Genomic DNA, 24,463 nt, shown 5'->3' on the forward strand with positions numbered 1-24,463 from the left:
AGACAACATGCAATCGCTTCCTGCATTCAAACGTGTCGTTACCGGCCACGATGCCAAGGGCCAGGCGGTCATCGCCAGTTGCGGCCCGACGCCAAATAACTTCCCGCTCATGGCGGTCCCCGGCACCCTGTTCTATGAGGTCTGGAACAGTGTCGGCAGCCCCGCGCTACTGGACAACGGCGATGACCCGACCGCGCAGCCACTGCAGCTGAGCCCTGGCAGGCTGGGCAGCGTGATCCGGGTGGTGGACATTCCGCCGGACAGCGTACAGAACCGGGTCAGCGCTGAAGCGGCGGCGGCTGTGTTCGCCGAGATCGGCCAGGTTGGTGCCGGCACGGGCAAGGCCGATTCGAAACACAAGCTGATGCACCGTACACAGACCCTGGACTACGGCATCGTCACCGAGGGCGAGGTCTGGTTGGTGCTGGACGATGGCGAGGTCCACCTCAAGCGCGGTGACATCGTGGTCCAGCGTGGCACCAACCACGCCTGGAGCAACCGCACCGAGCAGATGGCACGGATGGTCTTCATCCTGCTCGATGGCCGTTATGCCGACGACCTCAAGGAGCTGTTGCCATGAAGCTTGCCACACTCGATGACGGCAGCCGCGATGGCCGCTTGCTGGTAGTGGCCCGTGACCTCGGGCAAGCGGTCGATGCCAGCGACATCGCCGCCAACTTGCAGGTTGCCTTGGAGAACTGGCCCCAGGTCGAAGCCCGATTGCAGCAGCGCTATCAGCAGCTCAACGACAACACGGCCAGGGGGCGCTTCGATCTTGACCTGACCCGACTGGCCGCCCCCCTGCCGCGTGCCAGCCAATGGTTGGACGGCTCTTGCTTTCTCAGCCATGGCGAGCTGATGCAGAAGGCCTTCAACCTGGACCCCATTGAGGGCGTAGAGCACACGCCGCTGATCTACCAGGGCGCCAGTGACGACTTCCTCGGCCCGTGCGCGGACATACCTTTGCCCAGCGAAGCCCACGGCATCGACTTCGAAGGCGAGTTTGCCGTGTTGCTCGATGACGTCCCCATGGGCTGCCTGGCTGAGCAGGCGTTGCAGCATGTGCGCCTGGTGCTGCAACTCAATGACGTCAGCCTGCGAGCTCTGGCCCCGAGGGAAATGAAGACTGGTTTTGGCTTTCTGCAGGCCAAGCCTGCCAGCACCTTCGCACCGGTAGCGGTGACGCCGGACGAACTTGGCGATGCGTGGCGCGAGGGTCGCGTGCACCTGCCGCTGCAGGTGGAGTGGAATGGCCAGTGGTTTGGCCACCCCCATGGGGGCACCATGCATTTTGGCTTTCACCAGCTGATCGCCCATGCGGCGCTGACACGGCGTTTGAGTGCCGGCACGCTGATTGGCTCCGGCACCGTGTCCAATGCCGATCGCAGTGTGGGCTCGGCGTGCATCGCCGAGCGCCGCGCCATCGAAACCATTGCCACTGGGGCGCCGCGCACGGCCTTCATGCGTTTTGGCGATCGCGTGCGCATGGAAGCCCGCGGCCTCTCTGGCGAAGTGCTGTTCGGTGCCATCGACCAGCGCGTGGTGCAGGGAGGCGGGCCATGCGCGTGATGATCACCGGCGCCAATGGATTCGTCGGTCGACAACTGGTGCGGCGCTTGTTGGGCAGGGGGCAGTTGCGTGGGCAGCGCATCGAGACATTGCTGCTGCTGGACCAGGTGCTGGATGGCTTGCCCGAGGACACGCGCCTGCGTTGCCACACCGGCAACATCACTGACGCGGCCTTGTTGCGCCGGATACTGGCAGATGGTGTCGACGTGGTGTTCCATCTGGTCAGTGTGCCGGGAGGCGCGGCCGAGGCGCAGTACGAGCTGGGTTATCAGGTGAATCTGCAAGCCAGCCTGGAACTGCTCAACCAGCTGCGCAATCGCTGTCGTCCTCCGGTGCTGGTGTACGCCAGCAGCGTAGCGGTATACGGCGGCGAGCTGCCGCTGCGCATGGACGAAGGCCAACCGGCGTCCCCGCAGCTTTCCTATGCGGCGCACAAGCGCATGGTCGAAATCGCCTTGCAAGACCTGTCCCGCCGTGGCGAGGTGGACGGCCGTGCCTTGCGCCTGCCCGGCATCGTCGCCAGGCCGCGTGAGCCGAACGGTTTGCGTTCGGCGTTCATGAGCGACCTTCTACATGCCTATGCGGCGGGTGACGCCTACACCTGCCCGGTCTCGCCTGATGCACGTGCCTGGTGGATGTCGGCCAATTGCTGCGTGGACAACCTGCTGCGTGCTGCCGAACTGGAAGAACCCGGCAACCAGCGCATCTGGCAGTTGCCTGTGTTGCATCTATCCATCGCCCAGGTGCTGGCCGGGCTGGCGACCAGCTTTGGCGAGGCCAACGGCGCACGCATCAGCTTCGCCCCGGACCCCCAACTGCAAGCGCAGTTCGGCAGCTATCCACCGCTGCGAACGTCCCAGGCCCGCGAGCTTGGTTTCTGCCACGACGGGTCGGTGGCCGCGCTGCTGCGCAATGCCCTCGACCTGCCGCTGCGCCGCAGTAACCGCGCCACCCATCGAAAAGGAATCCCTGCATGAGCATCAGTGCACGTCGCTTGCTGGACCTGTCTGTCACCCTGGACAACAACCCGTACACCGATCCACCGCCCCTGCTGCCGAAGATCGACTACATGGACCACCAGCAGGGCTGGCCGGAGATGGCCGCGATGTTTCCCGGACTACGCAAGGAAGACCTGCCGGGCGACGAATCCTGGGCAGCCGAACGCCTGCAGATCACCACCCATAGCGGGACGCACATGGATGCGCCCTGGCATTACGCGTCAACCACCGATGGTGGCAAGCCGGCCTTCGGCATTGACGAACTGCCGTTGGAGTGGTGCCTGCAGCCGGGTGTGAAACTGGACATGCGCCACTTGCCCGATGGTCACGTGGTCAGCGCGGCCGAGGTCGAGGCAGAGTTGGCGCGCATCGGCCATGAACTGCAGCCGCTGGATATCGTCTTGGTGAACACCCGCGCCGGTAGCCTGTTCGGCCAGCCCGGTTACCTGGAGGCTGGGGTCGGAATGGGCCGTGAGGCGACGCTCTATCTGTTGGAGCGGGGGGTGAGGGTGGTCGGTACCGATGCCTGGAGCTGGGACGCTCCGTTCAAGTACACCCGCGAACGTTTCATCGCTTCGGGCGATGCCTCGATTATCTGGGAGGGGCACAAGGCTGGGCGCGACATCGGGTATGGGCAGATGGAGAAGTTGGCCAATCTTGAAAAGCTGCCGCCGTTCGGTTTTCTGGTCAGTTGTTTCCCGTACAAGATTCGTCGGGCTTCTGCGGGCTTTGTTCGGGCTGTGGCGATCTTTACTTGATCTTGAGGGGCGTCAATCGAGCGCCGCCCGCGCGGCGCATCGCGAGCAAGGCTCCTACCTCTGTTTCGGGCCAGCCATGCCCGCACGATTTGCGCGCGACCGCCTTGCTGCACGGCGCAATGATCGCGCGCTTGCAGGCGCTGGCCTTGCTCGTGATGCGCGGCTCAGGCGCTAAGGCCCAAGAGCAGCAACGCAGCAATGCCGAGGCCGACAGCAATCGAACAGCCACCCAGCGATAACGCCGCCCGGCCTTGTCGGTACCACCCGTCATGCCCCAGCGCACGAGCCGGTGCCAACAGACTTCGCCAGCACAGTTCGGTCTCGTGGAAAGCTTGCAGATGCGCAGGGTCGGCATCGAGCCAGCGGCGGAAGTCGATGCGCTCGCAGGCGCTCGCCTGAGGATTCTGCAGGCGCACGTACCAGTGGCCGGCTAGGCGTGCCAAGGCATCGCCACGGGGACGTGCGCATTGCAGCGCCTGGATCATGTGCCGCTCGACGCTGGACAGCGGCAGGCCAAGGCGGGTAGCGATGCAGGGGAAATCGAGCTGGTCCAGACGATTGAGCAGGAAGACTTGCTGCACGCGGCGTGGAAGCCGCTTGAGGCCATGCAGAAGGGCATCGTCAGTGGGCCCTGCGACGGCATGGGGGCTGTGTTCAACGGGCAGCAGCGAACGGCTCATGGACAGCTCCGTGCTCAAGTGGGAAGGGGGCATCTTCCGTGATGCGGATTCAGAGTAAGTGAAACGAGATTGATTCTCAAGTGCTGATTCCGCAAAGTTTTGTAATGAGCGTTCACGCTCTGAAACATTTTTGCTATCATCGCCGCCATTCAACGATCTTCATTAGCCTGAAGAGCCAAAAAAAAGACCCGGCAAAAAGCCGGGTCAAAAACCGTGATTAGCCTGATGAGGAGATAATCTGAGAGCGACCTAAGCTCCAGGTTATCCAGCGGATCTCGCGATCAGCTGAGTGCAATAATAATCGTTATCATTTGCGAGTCAAATGAATTTTCAGTTATCCGGTAAAAAAGTATTACCGGTGCGCTCCTAGTCCCGGCAACCGGGGCCTTTGCCGTGACGCGGCTATCACGTTTCTCCCTTCCTAATCCGTGCTAAAGGCCCGTCTGCACCGAGCGTTTGTGTTCGAGCAGCGCCCTGGCCATGTCCATCATGTGCATCAACGCGAACGTCAACTCCCGCTGGGTGCCTTGCTGGTGCTGGGCCGTTTCCTGTGCCGTGGCCGCTGCGCAGCGTAGCAGTGCGATGGCGTGTTCCTGCGCCTGTTCGCCGGTAACGCCTTCGTGCAAGGTCCAGATCTTGTTCTGGGCAGTGGGGCGCGTTGGGTTGGGGTTCAGGTAATAGTCGAGGGCACGGCGAGCGGCTTCGCTGTCGAGATCTGTTTCGTCTTTTTTCGAGGGTTTCATCCTGATACCTGTGAATGCCAATGGGGAAAAGGTTCAACCCGAGTTTAATACTTGGGGTATTCTCGTGCTTTCTGATAAATAATACTAAATGTTTATTGAGCGCTCGAAGGCAGTCCGTATCGTGCCAGCGATGAATATGGATAAATGGATTGCCCTCGTCCGTGAGCGGATGGAGGAGCTCGATATCTCCCAGGAGCAACTGGCCGAACGCGTTGGCGTCTCCCAAGGTAGCGTGGGTCATTGGCTATGCAAGCGGCGCCAACCCAGGGTCGACTCGATGAACCGTGTGTTCGTCGAACTGGGCATGCCTCACTATCACGTCAGCATGCAGTTGCGGGTGCTGGGGCGGGTGGGCGAAGACCCAGGTAGCTATACCTTGGATGAGGTCGATGACGACCAGGACCTGATGCAGTACATCGTGTGTTTTCGCTACCCGGTGCTGGGCTGGGAGCAGGTCGGCTCAAGCACGGCCGAATCATCCACGGTGTTCGAGCAGACCGACTATCTGGCACAGGGCAAGGCGTTCTGGCTGCCGGTCGAAAACGACGCCATGAGTACGAACACGGGCCGCAGCGTGCCTCAAGGCATGCGTGTGCTGGTTGACCCAGGGCTTGAGGCTGTGCCGGGAAAACTGGTGATTGCACGGTTGCCTGGCAAGTCGGCGATTTTGCGGGAGCTGGCCGAGGAGGGCGGGCAACGCTATCTGAAAGCGCTCAACAACAGTTATCCGGCGCTCCTTTGCGAGGAGGGGTGTGAGTTTCTGGGCGTCGTCGTGCAGGCGCACGGGGTTTTCTAGCTGGATCGTGGCCTCATCGCCGGCTTGCCGACGATGAGGCCAGAACAGACAACACACACCGTTGCCCAAGCCCAATCACTCAGCCAGTTCGACCAGCGCCGTTCCTTCGCTGACCATATCCCCTTCCTGACAGAACAGTGCCTTCACCGTCCCGGCGTGTGGGGCGCGAATGCTGTGTTCCATCTTCATCGCCTCCAGCACCACAAGCGCAGCGCCGGCCTCCACCCGTTGCCCCAACTCGACCAGCACCCGCACGATACTGCCGTTCATGGGCGCCGTCAGGCCGCCTTGATGGCCATGGCTGGCCTCGGCTTCGGCGATCGGGTCGAACGCTTCCACGGCGTGCACTTCACCTTCCCAGCGCAGGAACAGCGTGCTGCCTTTGCGCACGGCCAGATGCCGGCGGCGCATGCCATCGTGGTCTTGGCACAACTGCTCGCCATCGAGCTGCCAGGTCGATGCGGCGCTGCGTTCGAGGGCGACGGCCTGAGCTTGCCCGCCGCTCAACAGGTGCAGGCTGCTGCGTGCCGGCAACCCCAGGCGCAGGCCGTTGTGTTCCCGCCAGGGCGAGCCTGCGTCGTCGGCGCGCTCGTGCGGTGCCTGGCCCAGCAGCCAGGCTTCGGCCGCTGCTTCCCAGAAGGTGGCCGGCAGTGCCTGGGGCGCAGGCAGCAAGACGTCTTGATGGCGCGGGATGAACCCAGTATCGAGTTCTGCCTCGGCGAACGCCGGGTGGGCGAGAATTCGGCGCAGGAAGTTGATGTTGGTCTTGAGGCCGCCGATGGCGAACTCGTCGAGCATCGCCAGCAACCGCAGGCGCGCCTGTTCGCGGTCCTGGCCCCAGGCAATCAGCTTGCCCAGCATCGGGTCGTAGAACGGCGACACCACCTCGCCCTCGCTGACGCCGCTATCGACCCGGCGCCCTTCGCCCGGCGCCGACTCGCGGTACAGCGTCAGGGTGCCAGTGGCCGGTAGGAATTCATTGGCTGGGTCCTCGGCGTACAGACGTACCTCGATGGCATGGCCCATCAGAGGCACCTCGGCTTGGGTGATCGGCAACGGTTCGCCGCAGGCCACGCGGATCTGCCAGGCCACCAGGTCGAGGCCGGTGATGGCTTCGGTGACCGGGTGCTCCACCTGCAGGCGGGTGTTCATCTCCATGAAGAAGAACTCGCCACGGGCATCGAGCAGGAACTCCACGGTCCCCGCGCCAACGTAGCCGATGGCCTGGGCGGCACGCACTGCAGCTTCACCCATGGCCTGGCGCAGTTCCGGGGAAAGGCCTGGCGCCGGGGCTTCCTCGACGACCTTCTGGTGACGACGCTGGATCGAGCAGTCACGCTCGTTCAGGTACAGGCAGTTGCCGTGCTGGTCGGCGAACACCTGGATTTCCACATGACGTGGCTTGAGCACGTACTTTTCCACGAGCATGCGCGAGTCGCCGAACGACGATTGCGCTTCACGCTGGGCCGAGGCCAGGGCGTCGGCAAGCTGGCTTTCGTCCTCGACCACCTTCATGCCCTTGCCACCGCCGCCCGCACTGGCCTTGAGCAGAACCGGGTAGCCGATGCGTTCGGCGGCGGCGCGGAAGGTTTCCAGGTCCTGGGCCTCGCCATGATAGCCGGGCACCAGGGGTACGCCGGCAGCTTCCATCAGTGCCTTGGCCGCCGACTTGCTGCCCATGGCGTCGATGGCACTGGCCGGTGGACCGAGGAAGATCAGCCCGGCTTGTTCGATGGCCCGGGCAAAGGTGGCGTTTTCGGACAGGAAGCCATAGCCGGGATGGATGGCCTGGGCGCCGCTGGCCTTGGCGGCGGCCAGCAACTTGTCGATCACCAGGTAGCTTTCGGCGGCCTTGGTGCCGCCCAGGTCGACACGGATGTCCGCTTCACGGCTGTGGCGGGCGTCACGATCGGTAGCGCTGTGCACGGCGACGGTGGTCAGTCCCATGGACTTGGCGGTGCGCATTACCCGGCAGGCGATTTCGCCACGGTTGGCGACCAGCAGGGTGGTCAGTGTGGGGCGGCTCATGGGCGCGGCTCCTTCTTGTCGTCGTTTTGCCAGGCGGGGCGGCGTTTTTCCAGGAAGGCGCGCAGGCCTTCCTGGCCTTCTGCGCTGACGCGGATGCGGGCAATGGTGTTTTCGCAATAGCGGCGCAGGGCGGGGCTGAGTTCGCCGTCGTCCACTTCGCGCAGCAGGTCCTTGGTGACACGCAGCGCCTGCGGGCTGTTCTGCAATAGATTGGCTACCCAAGCCTCGACCTGCGCATCCAGCTCGGCGGCGGGATACACCTGCGCAAGCAGGCCCAGTTCGTGCGCGCGCACGCCGCTGAAACGCTCGGCGGTCAGGGCATAGCGGCGTGCGGCGCGTTCGCCGATGGCCTTGACCACGAACGGGCTGATGACCGCTGGCGCCAGGCCGATGCGCACTTCCGAGAGGCACAGCTGAGCGTCTTCGGCGCCGATGGCCATGTCACAGCAACTGATCAGGCCCAGTGCGCCACCAAAGGCCGCGCCTTGCACCACGGCCAAGGTCGGCGCCTTGAGACGGTGCAAGGCGTACATCAGCTCGCCGAGTTCGCGGGCGTCGTCGAGGTTGGTGTTGAAGTCCAGCTGCGCCGATTGCTGCATCCAGGCCAGGTCGGCGCCAGCGCTGAAGTGCCGGCCACGGCCGCGCAGCAGCAAAAAGCGCAGGCTCGCGTCCTCGGCCAACTGGTCGAGGGCGACGATCAGCTCGCGGATCATCAGCGCGTTGAAGGCGTTGTTCTTGTCCTCTCGGCTCAGCCACAAGGTGGCGAAGCCGCGCGGGTCGCGAATCACTTCGAGGGTGCTGAAATCGCTCATGGATCACATCCGGAATATGCCGAAGCGGCTCTGTTCGATCGGGGCGTTCAGCGAGGCGGACAACGCCAGGCCGAGCACGTCGCGGGTCTGCGCCGGGTCGATGACGCCGTCGTCCCACAGCCGGGCGCTGGAGTAGTAGGGGTGGCCCTGGTGCTCGTACTGGTCGAGAATCGGCTGCTTCAGGCGCGCCTCGTCTTCGGCGCTGAAGGGCTGGCCACTGCGTTCGCTCTGCTCGCGCTTGACCTGCGCCAGTACCCCGGCGGCTTGCTCGGCGCCCATCACACCGATGCGCGCGTTGGGCCACATCCACAGGAAGCGCGGGTCGTAGGCCCGGCCGCACATGCCATAGTTGCCGGCGCCGAAACTGCCGCCGATGATCACCGTGAACTTCGGCACCTGGGCACAAGCCACGGCGGTCACCAACTTGGCGCCATGCTTGGCGATGCCGCCCTCTTCGTACTTCTTGCCGACCATGAAACCGGTGATGTTTTGCAGGAACAGCAGCGGAATGCCCCGCTGGCAGGCCAGTTCGATGAAATGCGCACCTTTTTGCGCAGCTTCGGCGAACAGGATGCCGTTGTTGGCCAGGATCGCGACCGGATAGCCGTGCAGGTGGGCGAAACCGCACACCAAGGTGGTACCGAACAGCGCCTTGAACTCATCGAACACCGAGCCGTCGACCAGGCGGGCGATCACCTCGCGGACATCGAACGGTTGCTTGGCGTCGGCCGGCACCACGCCGTACAGCTCCTCGGCGCTATACAGCGGGGCGATGGGCGTTTGGCGCTGCAGTTTGCCCAGCTTGTGCCAGTTGAGGTTGGCGACGCTGCGCCGCGCCAGGGCCAGGGCGTGTTCGTCGTTGTCGGCATAATGGTCGGCCACGCCGCTGGTACGGCAATGCACGTCGGCACCACCCAGGTCCTCGGCGCTCACCACCTCCCCGGTAGCGGCTCTCACCAGAGGCGGGCCGGCGAGGAAGATGGTGGCCTGCTGGCGTACCATGATCGCTTCGTCGGCCATGGCTGGCACGTAGGCGCCACCGGCGGTGCACGAGCCCATCACCACGGCGATCTGCGCAATGCCCAACGCGCTCATGTTCGCCTGGTTGAAGAAGATGCGGCCGAAATGCTCACGGTCGGGGAACACTTCATCCTGGCGCGGCAGGTTGGCGCCGCCCGAGTCCACCAGGTAGATGCACGGCAGACGGTTCTGCAACGCGATGGTCTGGGCGCGCAGGTGCTTTTTCACCGTCAGCGGGTAGTAGGACCCGCCTTTGACCGTGGCGTCGTTGGCCACGATCATGCACTCCACGCCCTCGACACGGCCGATACCGGCGATCAGGCCCGCCGCGGGCACGTCTTCGCCATAGACTTCATGGGCCGCCAGCTGACCGATCTCAAGGAAGGGCGAGCCGGTGTCGAGCAGGCGGTCGATACGCTCGCGTGGCAACAGCTTGCCCCGCGAGGTGTGCCGTTCCTGAGCTTTCGGCCCTCCGCCCTGGCTGACCTGGGCGAGCAGGCTGCGCAGGGCTTGGACCTGTTCTAGCATGGCCGCGCTGTTGCTGGCGAACTCCGCCGAGCGCGGGTTGATCTGGGTATGCAGGATAGCCATGGACGCCCGTTCCTTATGCTCAGCGGGTTTCGTTGAACAGTTCGCGGCCGATCAGCATCCGACGGATTTCGCTGGTGCCGGCACCGATCTCGTACAGCTTGGCGTCGCGCAGCAAGCGGCCGGCCGGGAACTCGTTGATGTAGCCGTTGCCGCCGAGAATCTGAATCGCTTCCAGGGCCATCTGGGTGGCGCGTTCGGCGGTATAGAGGATGACCCCGGCGGCGTCCTTGCGGGTGGTCTCGCCACGGTCGCAGGCCTGGGCCACGGCATACAGGTAGGCGCGGCTGGCATTGAGCTGGGTGTACATGTCGGCGATCTTGCCCTGGATCAGCTGGAATTCGCCGATGCTCTGGCCGAACTGCTTGCGATCGTGAATGTAGGGCACCACCAGGTCCATGCAGCTTTGCATGATGCCGGTGGGGCCGCCGGAGAGCACCACACGCTCGTAGTCCAGGCCACTCATTAGCACGCGCACACCGCCGTTGAGCTGGCCGAGGATGTTCTCTTGCGGGACTTCGACGCCATCGAAGAACAGCTCGCAGGTGTTGGAGCCGCGCATGCCCAGCTTGTCGAACTTGTTGCTGCGGCTGAAGCCTTTCCAGTCACGCTCGACGATAAACGCGGTGATGCCATGGGGGCCCTTGTCCAGGTCGGTCTTGGCGTAGATCACGTAGGTGTTGGCATCGGGGCCGTTGGTGATCCAGGTCTTGCTGCCGTTCAGCACGTAGTGGTCGCCGCGTTTTTCCGCACGCAGTTTCATCGACACCACGTCGGATCCGGCATTGGGCTCGCTCATGGCCAGGGCGCCGATGTGTTCGCCGCTGATCAGCTTGGGTAGGTACTTGAGCTTCTGCTCGTGGCTGCCATTGCGGTTGATCTGGTTGACGCAGAGGTTGGAATGAGCGCCATAGGAGAGGGCTACCGAGGCCGAGCCACGGCTGATTTCTTCCATGGACACCACGTGCGCCAGGTAACCCAGGCCGGCACCACCGTACTCTTCCGGCACGGTGATGCCCAGCAGGCCCATGTCACCGAACTTGCGCCACATGTCGGCGGGGAACAGGTTGTCGTGGTCGATCTGCGCAGCGCGGGGGGCCAGTTCGGCAGCGACGAACGTGCGGACCTGGTCGCGGAGCATGTCGATGGTCTCGCCCAGGGCGAAGTTCAGGGAGGGGTAATGCATGCTGGGGCACCTTGTTGTTCTTGAAATAGGGGAAACAGCCTGGCTCAAGGATCCGGCGTCCTGCCTGAGGGCCGGTGTCGTTCATCACCTTTACGTTAACGTAAACCTGACCCTCATCGCTGTCAATCCATTCATCACCTTTACGTAAACGTAAATCTGCGCCAGAGTATTCCTGCTTGCTTCAGTCGTGCCCAGAACAACCACAAGAAGGGACACCCATGAGTCAACCAAGCTACACCCGCGGTCGCCAGGACCGACCCTTGCTGACCCAAACCATCGGCCAGGCCTTCGATGCCACTGTGGCCCGGTGCGCCGACGGCGAGGCGCTGGTGGCCCGCCATCAGGGCCTACGCTACACCTGGCGTCAGTTGGCCGAGCAGGTCGAAATGCACGCTCGTGCCCTGATGGCGCTGGAGGTGAACACCGGCGACCGGGTCGGGATCTGGTCACCCAACTGCGCCCAGTGGTGCATCCTGCAACTGGCCAGCGCCAAGGTCGGTGCCATCCTGGTCAACATCAACCCGGCATACCGGGTGGGCGAGCTGGAATATGTCTTGCGCCAATCCGGCTGCCGTTGGTTGGTATGTGCCGATGCCTTCAAGACCTCCGATTACCATGCCATGGTCCAGGAACTGGTGCCGGAACTGGCCAGCGCCACTGCAGGTGAGCTGGCTTGCGAACGCTTGCCCGACCTGCGTGGCGTGATCAGTCTGGCGGCCACCCCACCGGTGGGCTTTCTACCCTGGCAAGCACTGGCCGAACGGGCAGGGCAGGTCTCGGCGCAGGCCTGCGTGGCTCGCCAGCAAAGCCTGCAATTCGACCAGCCGGTGAACATCCAGTACACCTCCGGTACCACAGGCGCGCCCAAGGGCGCCACGCTCAGTCACTACAATATTCTCAACAACGGCTTCATGGTCGGCGAAAGCCTCGGCCTGACCGAGCGCGACCGCATGGTGATCCCGGTGCCGCTGTACCACTGCTTCGGCATGGTCATGGCCAACCTCGGTTGCATCACCCACGGCAGCACCATGATCTACCCCAACGACGCCTTCGACGCCGAACTCACCCTGCGCGCAGTGGCCCAAGAGCGTGCCAGCATCCTTTATGGCGTGCCGACCATGTTCATCGCCATGCTCGACCACCCCTCGCGTGCACAGATGGACCTTTCGACGCTGCGCAGCGGCATCATGGCCGGTGCCACTTGCCCGATCGAGGTGATGCGACGGGTCATCCACCAGATGCACATGGCCGAAGTACAGATCGCCTACGGCATGACGGAAACCAGCCCGGTGTCGCTGCAGACCGGTCCGGACGACGACCTTGAGCTGCGTGTGACCACCGTCGGCCGTACCCAGCCGCAACTTGAGACCAAACTGGTCGACCAGGAGGGGCGCATCGTCCCGCGCGGCGAGATCGGCGAGCTGTGCACCCGTGGCTACAGCGTGATGCTCGGGTACTGGGACAACACCCAGGCCACCGTGGACGCCATCGACCCGGCCGGCTGGATGCACACCGGCGACCTGGCGGTGATGGACGAGGCGGGCTATGTGCGTATCGTCGGGCGCAACAAGGACATGATCATCCGCGGCGGCGAGAACATCTACCCACGCGAACTGGAGGAGTTCTTCTACACCCACCCGGCGGTGGCCGATGCGCAGGTGATCGGCATACCGTGCAACAAGTATGGCGAGGAGGTGGTGGCCTGGATCAAGCTACACCCCGGGCACAGCGCGACCGTCGAAGAGCTGCAGGCCTGGTGCAAGGCCCGCATTGCCCATTTCAAGGTGCCGCGGCATTACCGGTTCGTCGATGAATTTCCGATGACGGTCACCGGCAAGGTGCAGAAGTTCCGGATGCGCGAGATCAGCATGGCAGAGCTGGGTTGACCGTTTCGGCCTGATCGGCGGCAAGCCGGCGATCAGGCTGACAACCCCACCACGATCCTTGGCTATCCTTATGCCTTCACCGGTGGCTCCTGGCTGGGCGGGTCACCCACGGTTGGCGGCACGGTCGGCTTGATCGGCAGCTCGTTGGGGTCTTCTTCCGGTACCGGCGGCGGCAGGCTGGGGTCGTCGATGTTCGGGTCGGGTGTCTCCGGTGGAATGGGAATGTTCATGGCCTGACCTCGCAGGGTGATAGGAGAGGGTGGTGCAGGCTTTGATGCGTGCCAGCGCCAATCGCTCATTTTTTTTGAACCCCCTGCCGGTCGACGGCTCTGAATCCTTAGCGCCAATGCCAACAGGGAGCCAGGACCGATGACGCGCAACGAGCCCTTCGAAAGCGTACCGATGGCGAACGATCACCCCGACCAGGCCATTAGCCTGTCCCAGGCGCTGCTGGCGCCGCGCATCGTGATCGAGGACACCAGCCCGGTGCTCGACGCTGGCACTTTCGCCGCCAAGGCCATCAGCGGCCAGCCGGTCACGGTCAGCAGCAAGGTCTATAGCGATGGCCATGACCGCCTGGCGGTAACCCTGCTGTGGCGACAGGCCCACAGCCGCCGCTGGCACTGTGTGCCGATGCATTCCCCTGGTAACGACCTGTGGCTGGCCGAGTTCACCCCAGTTGAGCTGGGCTTGCACCTATTCAGTATCGAGGCCTGGATCGACCCGTTCGCGACCTACTGCCACGACCTTGAGAAAAAGTACCATGCGGGTGTCGAGGTGTCGCTGGAGCTGGAGGAGGGCAGGCTGATGCTTGGCAAGGGCCTGGAGCGCAGCGATGGGGCCCTGCGCAAGGAAATCCAGACGCTGCTCGACAGCTTGCCGACCCTGCCGGCGGATGACCAGGTGGCGCTGCTGCTCGATGCCAACACTGCGCGCTTGATGAGCGAGGCCGAACATCGCAGCTACCTGACCCGTAGCACCGAATTCCCGCTGGATGTCGATCGTGAGGCGGCGCTGTTCGCCAGTTGGTACGAACTGTTTCCCCGCTCGATCACCGATAGCCCTGACCGCCACGGCACCTTCAACGATGTGCACGCACGTTTGCCGATGATCCGCGACATGGGCTTCGACGTGCTGTACTTTCCGCCCATCCACCCTATCGGAACGCAGTACCGCAAGGGCCGCAACAATGCCCTGCGTGCTGAGCCGGGTGACCCCGGCAGCCCTTACGCCATCGGTAGCCACGAGGGCGGGCACGAGGCCATTCACCCGCAGCTGGGCAGCCGCGACGACTTCCGACGGCTGGTGGCCGCAGCCGCTGAGCATGGCCTGGAAATCGCCCTGGACTTCGCCATCCAGTGCTCCCAGGATCACCCCTGGCTCAAGGAACACCCCGGCTGGTTCAGCTGGCGCCCCGACGGCACGATCCGCTATGCCGAGAACCCACCCAAGAAGTACCAGGACATCGTCAATGTCGACTTCTATGCGCCCGAGGCGGTGCCATCGCTGTGGCTGGCATTGCGCGACGTGGTGGTCGGTTGGGTCGAGGAGGGGGTGAAGACGTTTCGCGTGGACAATCCGCACACCAAGCCCCTGCCATTCTGGCAATGGCTGATCGCCAATGTGCGCAGCCAGCACCCGGAGGTGATCTTCCTCGCCGAGGCCTTCACCCGACCGGCGATGATGGCGCGCCTGGGCAAGGTCGGTTATGCCCAAAGCTATACCTACTTCACCTGGCGTAACACCAAGCAAGAACTGCGCGAGTACTTCGAACAGCTCAACCAGCCGCCCTGGAGCCAATGCTATCGCCCCAACTTCTTCGTCAATACGCCCGACATCAACCCGTTCTTCCTGCACAGCTCCGGGCGCGCCGGTTTCCTCATTCGTGCCGCGCTGGCCACCATGGGTTCGGGGTTGTGGGGGATGTATTCGGGCTTCGAACTGTGCGAAAGCACGCCACTGCCAGGCAAGGAAGAGTACATGGACTCGGAGAAGTACGAGATCCGTCCGCGGGACTTCACCCAGCCCGGCAACATCATCGCCGAAATCGCCCAGCTCAATCGCATTCGCCGCCAGAACCGTGCCTTGCAGACCCACCTGGGCGTGGCGTTCTTCAATTGCTGGAACGACAACATCCTGTATTTCGCCAAACGCACCCCAGAGCGCGACAACTTCATCCTGGTGGCGGTGAGCCTCGATCCCCATAACGCCCAGGAGGCGAGCTTCGAACTGCCGCTGTGGGAACTGGGCCTGGACGACAACGCCGACACCCTCGGTGAAGACCTGATGACCGGTCATCGCTGGACCTGGCATGGCAAGACCCAGTGGATGCGCATAGAGCCCTGGCATTCGCCGTTCGGCATCTGGCGCATCGAAAAGGCCCATTGACGGTCGCACGCTGTTCCCTGTGGGAGCGGGCTCACCCGCGAACTCGGGCCAATCCGGTGCTATGGAGCCCGTTGCACACTGCGCCGGGATCTGCGGCTCACAGGAGATCGCGCAAGTTCAAGAAAGCTTTGAAAGGAGTCACACATGGCCAAGCGTTCCCGCCCTGCTGCCTTCATCGACGACCCACTGTGGTACAAGGACGCAGTGATCTACCAGTTGCACGTCAAGTCGTTCTTCGACGCCAACAACGATGGCATCGGCGATTTTCCCGGCCTGATCAACAAGCTCGACTACATTGCCGAGCTGGGCGTCAACACCCTCTGGCTGCTGCCATTCTACCCGTCCCCCCGGCGCGACGACGGTTACGACATCGCCGAGTACAAGGCCGTGCATCCCGATTACGGCAGCATGGCCGATGCCAAACGCTTCATTGCCGAGGCGCACAAGCGTGGGTTGCGGGTGATTACCGAGTTGGTCATCAACCACACCTCCGACCAGCACCCCTGGTTCCAGCGAGCCCGCCATGCCAAGCGCGGCAGCAAGGCGCGGGACTTCTACGTGTGGTCCGATGACGACCAGAAGTACGACGGCACGCGGATCATCTTCCTTGACACCGAAAAGTCCAACTGGACCTGGGATCCGGTGGCCGGCCAGTATTTCTGGCACCGCTTCTACTCCCATCAGCCCGACCTCAACTTCGATAACCCGCAGGTGCTCAAGGCGGTGATCGGCGTCATGCGTTTCTGGTTGGACATGGGCGTCGATGGCCTACGTCTGGATGCCATTCCGTACCTGATCGAGCGCGATGGCACCAACAACGAGAACCTCCCCGAAACCCACCAGGTACTCAAGGCGATCCGCGCCGAGATCGACGCCAACTACCCTGATCGCATGCTGCTGGCCGAGGCCAACCAATGGCCGGAGGACACCCACCCGTACTTCGGCGAAGGCGATGGTGACGAATGCCACATGGCATTCCACTTCCCGTTGATGCCACGCATGTACATGGCCCTGGCGATGGAGGACCGTTTTCCGATCACCGATATCCTGCGTCAGACACCGGAGATTCCGGCCAACTGCCAATGGGCGATTTTCCTGCGCAACCACGATGAACTGACCCTGGAGATGGTCACCGACCGCGAGCGCGACTACCTGTGGAACTACTATGCCGAGGACCGCCGCGCACGCATCAACCTCGGCATCCGTCGGCGCCTGGCGCCGCTGTTGCAGCGCGACCGTCGGCGTATTGAACTGCTCACCAGCCTGCTGCTGTCGATGCCCGGCACACCCACCTTGTATTACGGCGACGAGCTAGGCATGGGCGATAACATCTACCTGGGCGATCGCGACGGCGTGCGCACCCCCATGCAATGGTCGCCGGACCGCAATGGCGGTTTCTCCAAGGCCGACCCGCAACGCCTGGTGCTACCGCCGATCATGGACCCGCTGTACGGCTACCAGACCGTCAACGCCGAGGCCCAGTCCCACGACCCGCACTCGCTGCTCAATTGGAATCGCCGCCTGCTGGCCGTCCGCAAACAACAGAAGGCCTTTGGTCGTGGCACCTTCAAGATGCTCACGCCGAGTAACCGGCGGATCCTGGCCTACCTTCGCGAATACACCGACGCGAACGGCAACACTGAAGTGATCCTGTGCGTGGCCAACGTGTCGCGGGCTGCGCAGGCGGCCGAACTGGAGTTGTCGCCGTACGCCGACATGGTGCCGGTGGAGATGCTCGGCGGCAGCGCATTCCCGCCGATCGGCCAGTTGCCGTTCTTGCTCACCTTGCCCCCCTATGCGTTCTACTGGTTCTTGCTGACCTCCCACGACCGCATGCCCAGCTGGCACATCCAGCCCTCCGAAGGCCTGCCGGAGCTCACTACGCTGGTGTTGCGCAAGCGCATGGAGGAGTTGCTCGACGCGCCCTGCCGCGACACCCTGGAAACCGCGATTCTGCCGCAGTACCTGCCCAAACGCCGCTGGTTCGCCGGCAAGGAAGGGCCACTGGACCAAGTGCAACTGAGCTATGGCGTGCGCTTGGCCACGGCCACCACGCCGGTGCTGCTGAGCGAGATCGAAGTTCGCAGCGAAGATACTGTCACGCGTTACCAACTGCCGTTCGGCCTGTTGCCTGAAGAACAGATCACCACCGCGTTGCCCCAGCAACTGGCGCTGTCCCGCGTACGCCGGGGCCGTCAGGTGGGACTGATCACCGATGCCTTCGTGCTCGAACCCTTCATCCGCGCCGTGCTGCGCAACTGTGAGGCAGGCACGAGGCTGCCCTGCACGGCGGGCGAGCTACGTTTCGAACGTACCGACTTGCTTGCGGCAGCCGGGCTGTCTGAGGAAAGCCAGGTACGCTACCTGGGCGCCGAGCAATCCAACAGCTCGGTGGTGGTCGCTGACCGCGTGGTGCTCAAACTGATTCGTCGGGTCAATGCAGGCGTGCACCCGGAACTGGAAATGAGCGCCTACCTCACGGCTGCCGGGTTCACCAACATCTCCCCGTTGCTGGCCTGGGTCAGCCGGGTGGACGAGCAGGGCACACCGCACCTGTTGATGATCGCCCAAGGCTACCTGAGCAACCAGGGCGATGCCTGGGCCTGGACCCAGAACACCCTCGAACGGGCCATCCGCGACCAGATGGAGCCTTCGAGCAACACCCCCGATGCCCACGCCGACGCTCTGGCCGAACTAAACGGTTTCGCGGCCTTGCTCGGCCAGCGGCTGGGCGAGATGCACCTGCTGCTGGCCAGGCCCAGCGACGATCCTGCCTTCACGCCACGGCCCAGCGATGCCCGTGACAGCAAGCGTTGGAGCGAGCAGATCACAGCCGAACTTGCCCGTGCCCTCGACCTGCTGGCGCAACACCGCGACAGCCTCGATGCCGACAGCCAGGCGCTGGTCGATGACCTGCAGCAGCAACGCGACGGTCTCGCCCAGCACATCGACAACCTCGCGCGCCAGGCCCAGGGCGGCTTGCTGATGCGCGTACACGGCGACCTGCACCTGGGTCAGGTGCTGGTGGTACAGGGCGATGCCTACTTGATTGATTTCGAAGGAGAACCCGCCCGTCCTTTGGAGGAGCGGCGCGCCAAGCACAGTCCCTACAAGGATGTAACCGGCGTGTTGCGATCCTTCGACTATGCTGCTGCCATGATCCTGCGCAGCGCCTCGGCGGTAGACCTCTCCGACGCGGCGCGCCAGGCTCGTCAGCGGGTTGCACGGCAGTACCTGCACCAGTCGCGCCACGCCTTCGTCGAAGCCTACGGCCTGGCCACCGCCGCAATGCCCCACGCCTGGCAACAGGCTGAGGGCGAGCGCGCCGCCTTGGAGCTCTTCTGCCTGGAAAAAGCCGCCTACGAGATCACATACGAAGCCGAAAACCGTCCAAGCTGGCTGGCCGTGCCTTTGCATGGCTTGCATGGACTGATCAGTACCTGGGGAGAGTCATAGATGAATGCAACCACGCGTGAAAACGGCGGACTTCGGCAACGGGACCTGGATGCCCTGGCCCGCGCCGAGCACGCCGATCCCTTTGCAGTGCTCGGCCCCCATGGCGATGGAACGGGGGGCTCGTTCGTCCGCGCCTTCCTGCCCAATGCGTTGAATGCACGCGTGCTGGCCCGCCATGATGGGCAAGTGCTCGCCGATATGGTGCAGGGTAGCTTGCCTGGGTTGTTCACCGCGCACTTGGATGAGGCACAACCCTATTTGCTGCAAATTGGTTGGGCAGGCGGCGAGCAGGTGACCGAGGATCCCTACAGTTTCGGTCCGCAACTGGGCGACATGGACTTGTACCTGTTTGCCGAGGGCAACCACCGGGATCTGTCCGGCCGCTTCGGTGCCCAGCCGACGCAGGTCGATGGTGTCGCTGGCGTCTGCTTCTCGGTGTGGGCGCCGAACGCCCGTCGTGTGTCGGTCGTGGGCGACTTCAACAACTGGGACGGTCGCCGCCATCCCATGCGCCTGCGCCACAGTACGGGTGTCTGGGAATTGTTCGTGCCCCGCATCGGTGTCGGCGAGACATACAAGTTCGAGGTATTGGGCAAGGAAGGGGTGCTGCCACTGAAGGCCGACCCACTGGCCCGCGCCACCGAACTGCCGCCCAGTACCGCCTCCAAGGTCGCTGATGCGCTCAGTCACCCATGGCAGGATCACGACTGGATGGCACACCGTGCCCAGCGTCACGCCTACAGTGCGCCGCTGTCGATCTACGAGCTGCACGCAGGCTCCTGGCGCTGCGAGTTGGACGATGCCGGTGAAATCGCGCGCTATTACAACTGGCGCGAACTGGCCGAGCGGCTGGTGCCCTATGTACAGGAACTTGGCTTCACCCATATCGAGCTGATGCCGATCATGGAGCACCCGTTCGGTGGCTCATGGGGCTACCAGCCGCTTTCGCTGTTCGCGCCCACCTCGCGTTACGGCAGCGCCGAAGATTTCGCGGCATTCGTCGATGCCTGCCACCAGGGTGGCATTGGCGTGATACTCGACTGGGTGCCTGCGCATTTCCCCACCGATGAACACGGCCTGGCCCGCTTCGACGGCACGGCACTTTACGAGTACGACAATCCCCTGGAAGGCTTCCACCAGGACTGGAACACCCTTATCTACAACCTTGGTCGCAACGAAGTACGCGGCTTCATGATGGCCTCGGCGCTGCACTGGCTCAAACACTTCCACATCGACGGCCTGCGGGTCGATGCGGTGGCTTCGATGCTGTACCGCGACTACTCGCGCAAGTCGGGTGAGTGGGTGCCCAACCGCCATGGTGGGCGCGAGAACCTCGAAGCCATCGACTTCATCCGCCACCTCAACGGCGTTGCCGCCCATGAAGCGCCCGGTGCGCTGATCATCGCCGAGGAATCCACTGCCTGGCCCGGCGTCAGCCAGCCGATCCAGCAAGGCGGCCTGGGCTTTGCTTACAAGTGGAACATGGGCTGGATGCACGACACGCTGCATTACATCCAGAACGACCCGATCCACCGCACGTACCACCACAACGAGATGAGTTTCGGGCTGATCTATGCCTATTCCGAGCATTTCATCCTGCCGATTTCCCACGATGAAGTGGTGCATGGCAAGCATTCGCTGATCGACAAGATGCCCGGCGATCGCTGGCAGAAATTCGCCAACCTGCGCGCCTACCTCACCTTCATGTGGACCCACCCCGGCAAGAAGTTGCTGTTCATGGGCTGCGAGTTCGGCCAATGGCGCGAATGGAATCACGACGACGAGTTGGACTGGTACCTGCTGCAGTACCCCGAGCACCAGGGTGTGCAGCGCCTGGTGAGTGACCTTAACCGGCTGTACCGCAACCTGCCGCAATTGCATGAGCAGGACTGCCAGCCGCAGGGCTTCCAGTGGTTGATCGGCGATGATGCGCACAACAGCGTGTATGCCTGGCTGCGCTGGAGCAGCCAAGGCGATCCGCTGCTGGTGGTGGCTAACTTCACCCCGGTGCCGCGTGAGGGCTACAGGATTGGTGTGCCGTTCGGTGAACGCTGGCAAGAGCTGCTCAACAGCGATGCCGAGCTGTATGCCGGGTCGAATGTGGGTAACCTGGGCGCAGTGGACTGTGAGGCGGTGGCCAGTCATGGGCAACCGGTGTCGCTGTCGCTGAATTTGCCGCCGTTGGGGGTGTTGGTGATGAGGCCCGCGTAAGGGGAGCGCTGGGGCGTTGGCCGCTCATCGGCTGGTATGCCTACTGCGGTGACCGGACGTAGGCTCCGTTTCGCTGTGGTAGGCTTCAGCTGTTGGCATCGATGCCCCCACTTATGACAGGAGTTCGTACCATGAAAGACATCATCCGCCTCGGCGATTCCACTACCCACGGCGGCAAAGTGCTTGGCTCGTTCGGCAACACCAACGTCAACGGCAAACCCATCGCCGGCGTCGGGCACATGGTCAGTTGCCCGCTGTGCAAGGGGGTGTTCCCCATCGTCGAAGGCAGTGCTACCTACAGCGTCGATGGTATCCCTGTCGCGCTCGACGGACACAAGACCGCCTGCGGCGCGGCGCTCATTGCCAGCGGGCCGAAGAGCGTAGTCGCAAGCTGATCTTTCGGTGTGACTTTACGGTCCGCTCCTGACCTCTAACCTCAGCCCAGTTCGCAAGGCCCCTCGGCTACTCGCTTGGGGGCCGGCTGGCGCTGTGCGTCAAATGTTCGAACGCCCCCTGTCCGATGGTGGCTAATTGACGCCAAAAAAAGTTGGCTTTAGCCGGAAGAGCTGGTAGCTTGCGCGCCACGGTGCACTGGGATGTGCGAAAGTGACTTCAAGGAGCGATACATGACACCGGATCATTCCGTCGTTGGCAGTACTGAGTTGGAGCGGCCACTGGGTCGCCTGGATGGCCGTCTTCCGGGCCATGGCGCGGCGGTGTCGTCGCCTGTGCTTAAGGCCGCGCCACTGCAAGCCAACGCCATCGATGTTCTCGCTGTTGCTACCTCTGCGCACTACCTTCCCGAGCACTCCATCCAGCCCCCCTTGGCGAGCATTCTTGTCTTGCGCTCAAACGTTTGCGTCTTTCCCACGCCATTGTCCGGTCGTAGTCATTAAATTTAATAATTTAATGGATGGATCAACGGGGGTTGTTACGAGTTAATTCAGTATCGGATATTTCCGTAAGACGAATCTGAATTTCCCATGCGGCTATTTTAGGAAGTGGTTAGGGTTTGTATAGTCTTTCGAGTTGATCTGCTGAACTGGAGTTGGGTGGTGAAGTTCCCAAGGCTTTTCGCGGCTTTCGAGACCGTTAGAGTCCTTGGCTTTGGTGCCCGTTTTCCTGGCTGCTCACTAGGGTGTGAGCTTCGATAGTTTGAACTTCGTGTCCACTGAACAAGTGGTTTCGCCAAGTATTGTGCGCGCGAAAGTTCACAATGTGAGATATGGATGTCCTACTCCTCGAAACTGACTGCGCGTTTTGCAGCGCTCGCCAGTAATGCCATCGCGCCGGGATCTTTCGTCGGCGAAGATGTGCGTTTTTCTTCCGAGTTCGAAGCCTTGGAAGCTGAACTTGGCAAGGCTCAGTCAATACATGCCAGCGGCCAGGTCGACTGGCTGAAGATTCTCGAAGGCGGTGAAACGCTGCTGCGAGAGCAGTCCAAGGATCTGCGCGTCGGTGCCTGGTTGACCTGGGCGCTGTACCAGCGCGAGTCCTACGCGGGGCTGCTGGCAGGGCTGGGCATGCTGCGCCAGTTGTGCGAGCAGCACTGGGAGACAGTTCATCCGCAAAAGGCCCGTACGCGCTCGGCGGCGATCGGCTGGCTGGTTCCGCGCCTGGAGCAGGCGTTGGACAGCGATATCGCGATCAAGGAGCAACTGCCACTGTTCCAGCAGATGGTCGAGCACCTCGCTGGGCTCGAGGCGTTTCTCTCGCAGCAACTGGGCACCGATGCACCGATGCTGCTGCCGCTTTGCCGTTCGCTCAAGAACCAGGTGCAACGTTCGGCCAGCAACGAGCCGCCAGCGGGGAGTGTCGGGGCGATCGTCAACCAGGTCAAGCAGGCGGCCACGCAGCTGTTCACTCCTGGCGAACCGGTGGAGAGTGAAAAGGATGCCGGCAAGGCCCTGCGTGCCCAGCAGGAGCAGGGGCGCCAGCTGTGCGTGTGGTGGCAGCGACAGAAAGCCACCGACCTGCGCGCGCTGCGCCTTAACCGCACACTGCTGTGGTTGCCCATCGAAGCCGTTCCCGAACGCAACGCCGAGAATGTCACCGCGCTACGGGGGGTGCCGGCCGACAAGCTCAAGAGCTACCGCGACCGCTTCGAGCAAGGCGCCTATGCCGACCTGCTGGTCGAACTGGAGAACAGCGTGGCCAAGGCGCCGTTCTGGTTCGACGGACAGCGAATGGTCTGGGAGTGCTGCCAGGCCCTGAACGTCGAGGCCGGCATGCGTGAAGTGGAAATGAACTTCGCCTCGCTGCTGCAGCGCCTGCCTATGCTGATCGAGCTCAAGTTTCACGATGGCACACCGTTCGCCGACCCCGAGACCCGCGCCTGGATTGCCTCCCAGGTCTCGCCCCACCTGCAGGCAGTCGTCGCTCAGCCAGTGGTCGAATCCAGCGAGCGCCAGGCGCCCTGGGAAGAGGCCCTGGAAGCGGCGATCCCGGTACTGCGCAAGGATGGCCTGAAGAAGGCGGTGCAGCAGCTCAAGCAGCAGATGCAAGGGTGCCACGGCGGGCGAGAGCGTTTCTTCTGGCAACTCAGCCAAGCCCGGCTGTGCTTCACGGCAAAAAAGTACGAGCTGGCCAAGACCCAACTGGAAGCCCTCGATCTGCAGCTGTGCCAATCCGGCCTGGATGCCTGGGAGCCAGACCTGTCGCTGCAGGTGCTGCATCTGTTGCACACCTGCTGTGAATTGTTGCCGCAGAACCATGTGGTTCGCGAGCGCAAGGACGAGATCTATCGCCGTCTGTGCCACCTCGATCTCGAAGTCGTACTCGAATAGGCCCAAGGGCCATAACCCTCAAGGAGAAAACCAATGGCCAAAGAAGGCTCGGTAGCCCCCAAGGAACGTATCAACGTCACCTTCAAACCCGCCACTGGCGGCGCTCAGGAAGAGATCGAACTGCCGCTGAAACTGCTGGCGATCGGTGACTACACGCTGCGTGCCGATGATCGCAAGATCGAAGACCGCAAACCGATCAGCATTGACAAGATGAACTTCGACGAAGTGCTGGCCAAGCAGGAACTGAGCATGACCCTGGCCGTGCCCAATCGCCTGCAGGAAGGCGCCGAAAGCGACGAGCTTGCCGTCAGCCTGCGCATCAATTCGATGAAGGACTTCAACCCGGCCAGCCTGGTCGAGCAGGTGCCTGAGTTGAAGAAGCTGATGGAGCTGCGTGAGGCCCTGGTCGCGCTGAAAGGCCCGCTGGGTAACGCTCCAGCGTTCCGCAAGGCCATCGAAGGCGTGCTGGCCGATGATGCCTCGCGTGAGCGCGTGCTCGGTGAGCTGGGCATCAATGCAACGCCGGACGCCTGAACCCACTAGTCAAGGAAGCTATTT

At 63.0% G+C, this 24,463-nt stretch carries 19 protein-coding genes; 12 read left to right on the top strand and 7 right to left on the bottom strand.

Going from position 1 to position 24,463, the window contains the following annotated elements; all coding sequences use genetic code 11:
* Positions 1 to 7: 7 nt before the first annotated feature.
* Genes IF103_RS09235 through IF103_RS09250 form a run of 4 tightly spaced genes read left to right on the top strand, consistent with a single transcriptional unit; the run spans position 8 to position 3,325 of the window.
* Positions 8 to 580: a cupin domain-containing protein gene (locus tag IF103_RS09235; RefSeq protein WP_023379976.1), complete on the top strand. Its 573-nt coding sequence runs from the start codon at positions 8 to 10 to the stop codon at positions 578 to 580.
* Positions 577 to 1,569, top strand: coding sequence for a fumarylacetoacetate hydrolase family protein (locus tag IF103_RS09240; RefSeq protein ID WP_104881934.1), 993 nt, complete (start codon positions 577 to 579; stop codon positions 1,567 to 1,569). Before IF103_RS09235 ends, IF103_RS09240 begins: the two co-directional genes overlap by 4 nt.
* Positions 1,560 to 2,546 (top strand): NAD-dependent epimerase/dehydratase family protein, encoded by a 987-nt coding sequence (locus tag IF103_RS09245; RefSeq protein WP_202676041.1) that lies wholly within the window; start codon positions 1,560 to 1,562, stop codon positions 2,544 to 2,546. Before IF103_RS09240 ends, IF103_RS09245 begins: the two co-directional genes overlap by 10 nt.
* Positions 2,543 to 3,325, top strand: a complete 783-nt coding sequence (locus IF103_RS09250) for a cyclase family protein (protein ID WP_023379979.1) — start codon at positions 2,543 to 2,545, stop codon at positions 3,323 to 3,325. The genes IF103_RS09245 and IF103_RS09250 overlap by 4 nt, the downstream gene beginning before the upstream one ends.
* Before the next feature lie 164 nt (positions 3,326 to 3,489).
* Here IF103_RS09250 and IF103_RS09255 read toward each other — a convergent pair whose 3' ends face one another.
* Positions 3,490 to 4,005 carry a DUF4880 domain-containing protein gene (locus IF103_RS09255; RefSeq protein WP_023379980.1) on the bottom strand — a complete coding sequence of 172 codons (516 nt, stop codon included), beginning with the start codon at positions 4,003 to 4,005 and terminating at the stop codon, positions 3,490 to 3,492.
* Positions 4,006 to 4,436: 431 nt separating this feature from the next.
* Positions 4,437 to 4,748 (bottom strand): DUF6124 family protein, encoded by a 312-nt coding sequence (locus IF103_RS09260; RefSeq protein ID WP_023379981.1) that lies wholly within the window; start codon positions 4,746 to 4,748, stop codon positions 4,437 to 4,439.
* A gap of 88 nt (positions 4,749 to 4,836) precedes the next feature.
* Here IF103_RS09260 and IF103_RS09265 point away from each other — a divergent pair, with 88 nt between their 5' ends.
* Positions 4,837 to 5,544, top strand: a complete 708-nt coding sequence (locus IF103_RS09265) for a LexA family protein (protein WP_104881932.1) — start codon at positions 4,837 to 4,839, stop codon at positions 5,542 to 5,544.
* 75 nt (positions 5,545 to 5,619) lie between these two features.
* Here IF103_RS09265 and IF103_RS09270 read toward each other — a convergent pair whose 3' ends face one another.
* From IF103_RS09270 to IF103_RS09285, 4 genes are read right to left on the bottom strand one after another with little or no spacing between them, the layout of a single operon-like run.
* Positions 5,620 to 7,572 carry an acetyl/propionyl/methylcrotonyl-CoA carboxylase subunit alpha gene (locus tag IF103_RS09270; protein ID WP_202676042.1) on the bottom strand — a complete coding sequence of 651 codons (1,953 nt, stop codon included), beginning with the start codon at positions 7,570 to 7,572 and terminating at the stop codon, positions 5,620 to 5,622.
* Positions 7,569 to 8,384: a gamma-carboxygeranoyl-CoA hydratase gene (locus IF103_RS09275; protein WP_023379984.1), complete on the bottom strand. Its 816-nt coding sequence runs from the start codon at positions 8,382 to 8,384 to the stop codon at positions 7,569 to 7,571. Before IF103_RS09275 ends, IF103_RS09270 begins: the two co-directional genes overlap by 4 nt.
* A 3-nt stretch (positions 8,385 to 8,387) precedes the next feature.
* Positions 8,388 to 9,995, bottom strand: coding sequence for a carboxyl transferase domain-containing protein (locus IF103_RS09280; protein WP_023379985.1), 1,608 nt, complete (start codon positions 9,993 to 9,995; stop codon positions 8,388 to 8,390).
* A 19-nt stretch (positions 9,996 to 10,014) separates the two neighbouring features.
* Complete coding sequence (locus tag IF103_RS09285; protein WP_023379986.1) at positions 10,015 to 11,178, bottom strand: isovaleryl-CoA dehydrogenase; 1,164 nt, start codon at positions 11,176 to 11,178, stop codon at positions 10,015 to 10,017.
* A 218-nt stretch (positions 11,179 to 11,396) separates the two neighbouring features.
* On the opposite strand from IF103_RS09285, the gene IF103_RS09290 reads away from it, so the two are divergent.
* Positions 11,397 to 13,064 carry an AMP-binding protein gene (locus IF103_RS09290; RefSeq protein WP_202676043.1) on the top strand — a complete coding sequence of 556 codons (1,668 nt, stop codon included), beginning with the start codon at positions 11,397 to 11,399 and terminating at the stop codon, positions 13,062 to 13,064.
* A 68-nt stretch (positions 13,065 to 13,132) separates the two neighbouring features.
* On the opposite strand, the gene IF103_RS09295 is transcribed toward IF103_RS09290, so the two are convergent.
* A complete protein-coding gene (locus IF103_RS09295; RefSeq protein WP_023379988.1) occupies positions 13,133 to 13,294 on the bottom strand; it encodes a hypothetical protein in 162 nt (53 codons plus the stop codon).
* Between the two features lie 139 nt (positions 13,295 to 13,433).
* On the opposite strand from IF103_RS09295, the gene IF103_RS09300 reads away from it, so the two are divergent.
* The 6 genes from IF103_RS09300 (at position 13,434) to tssB (ending at position 24,439) form a co-directional block, all read left to right on the top strand.
* Positions 13,434 to 15,452 carry an alpha-1,4-glucan--maltose-1-phosphate maltosyltransferase gene (locus tag IF103_RS09300; RefSeq protein WP_104881930.1) on the top strand — a complete coding sequence of 673 codons (2,019 nt, stop codon included), beginning with the start codon at positions 13,434 to 13,436 and terminating at the stop codon, positions 15,450 to 15,452.
* A 144-nt stretch (positions 15,453 to 15,596) separates the two neighbouring features.
* Positions 15,597 to 18,908: a maltose alpha-D-glucosyltransferase gene (gene treS, locus IF103_RS09305; protein WP_202676044.1), complete on the top strand. Its 3,312-nt coding sequence runs from the start codon at positions 15,597 to 15,599 to the stop codon at positions 18,906 to 18,908.
* On the top strand, positions 18,909 to 21,119 hold the full coding sequence (glgB, locus tag IF103_RS09310) for a 1,4-alpha-glucan branching protein GlgB (RefSeq protein WP_023379991.1): 2,211 nt from the start codon (positions 18,909 to 18,911) through the stop codon (positions 21,117 to 21,119).
* Positions 21,120 to 21,250: 131 nt separating this feature from the next.
* Positions 21,251 to 21,514 (top strand): PAAR domain-containing protein, encoded by a 264-nt coding sequence (locus IF103_RS09315; RefSeq protein WP_023379992.1) that lies wholly within the window; start codon positions 21,251 to 21,253, stop codon positions 21,512 to 21,514.
* A gap of 834 nt (positions 21,515 to 22,348) precedes the next feature.
* Positions 22,349 to 23,905: a type VI secretion system protein TssA gene (gene tssA / locus IF103_RS09320; protein WP_202676045.1), complete on the top strand. Its 1,557-nt coding sequence runs from the start codon at positions 22,349 to 22,351 to the stop codon at positions 23,903 to 23,905.
* Positions 23,906 to 23,938: 33 nt separating this feature from the next.
* On the top strand, positions 23,939 to 24,439 hold the full coding sequence (gene tssB / locus IF103_RS09325; protein ID WP_023379994.1) for a type VI secretion system contractile sheath small subunit: 501 nt from the start codon (positions 23,939 to 23,941) through the stop codon (positions 24,437 to 24,439).
* Positions 24,440 to 24,463 lie beyond the last annotated feature (24 nt).

It is taken from the genome of Pseudomonas sp. SK2 (assembly GCF_016772395.1).
Taxonomy (GTDB): domain Bacteria; phylum Pseudomonadota; class Gammaproteobacteria; order Pseudomonadales; family Pseudomonadaceae; genus Aquipseudomonas; species Aquipseudomonas taiwanensis.

Bases quoted from the DNA above. Each gene is read 5' to 3' on its own strand.
- IF103_RS09260 (WP_023379981.1), bottom strand. From the start codon at position 4,748: ATGAAACCCTCGAAAAAAGACGAAACAGATCTCGACAGCGAAGCCGCT.
- IF103_RS09245 (WP_202676041.1), top strand. From the start codon at position 1,560: ATGCGCGTGATGATCACCGGCGCCAATGGATTCGTCGGTCGACAACTG.
- tssA (WP_202676045.1), top strand. From the start codon at position 22,349: ATGTCCTACTCCTCGAAACTGACTGCGCGTTTTGCAGCGCTCGCCAGT.
- IF103_RS09285 (WP_023379986.1), bottom strand. From the start codon at position 11,178: ATGCATTACCCCTCCCTGAACTTCGCCCTGGGCGAGACCATCGACATG.
- IF103_RS09275 (WP_023379984.1), bottom strand. From the start codon at position 8,384: ATGAGCGATTTCAGCACCCTCGAAGTGATTCGCGACCCGCGCGGCTTC.
- IF103_RS09300 (WP_104881930.1), top strand. From the start codon at position 13,434: ATGACGCGCAACGAGCCCTTCGAAAGCGTACCGATGGCGAACGATCAC.
- glgB (WP_023379991.1), top strand. From the start codon at position 18,909: ATGAATGCAACCACGCGTGAAAACGGCGGACTTCGGCAACGGGACCTG.
- IF103_RS09265 (WP_104881932.1), top strand. From the start codon at position 4,837: ATGTTTATTGAGCGCTCGAAGGCAGTCCGTATCGTGCCAGCGATGAAT.
- IF103_RS09290 (WP_202676043.1), top strand. From the start codon at position 11,397: ATGAGTCAACCAAGCTACACCCGCGGTCGCCAGGACCGACCCTTGCTG.
- IF103_RS09235 (WP_023379976.1), top strand. From the start codon at position 8: ATGCAATCGCTTCCTGCATTCAAACGTGTCGTTACCGGCCACGATGCC.
- IF103_RS09250 (WP_023379979.1), top strand. From the start codon at position 2,543: ATGAGCATCAGTGCACGTCGCTTGCTGGACCTGTCTGTCACCCTGGAC.
- tssB (WP_023379994.1), top strand. From the start codon at position 23,939: ATGGCCAAAGAAGGCTCGGTAGCCCCCAAGGAACGTATCAACGTCACC.
- treS (WP_202676044.1), top strand. From the start codon at position 15,597: ATGGCCAAGCGTTCCCGCCCTGCTGCCTTCATCGACGACCCACTGTGG.
- IF103_RS09270 (WP_202676042.1), bottom strand. From the start codon at position 7,572: ATGAGCCGCCCCACACTGACCACCCTGCTGGTCGCCAACCGTGGCGAA.
- IF103_RS09295 (WP_023379988.1), bottom strand. From the start codon at position 13,294: ATGAACATTCCCATTCCACCGGAGACACCCGACCCGAACATCGACGAC.
- IF103_RS09280 (WP_023379985.1), bottom strand. From the start codon at position 9,995: ATGGCTATCCTGCATACCCAGATCAACCCGCGCTCGGCGGAGTTCGCC.
- IF103_RS09315 (WP_023379992.1), top strand. From the start codon at position 21,251: ATGAAAGACATCATCCGCCTCGGCGATTCCACTACCCACGGCGGCAAA.
- IF103_RS09240 (WP_104881934.1), top strand. From the start codon at position 577: ATGAAGCTTGCCACACTCGATGACGGCAGCCGCGATGGCCGCTTGCTG.
- IF103_RS09255 (WP_023379980.1), bottom strand. From the start codon at position 4,005: ATGAGCCGTTCGCTGCTGCCCGTTGAACACAGCCCCCATGCCGTCGCA.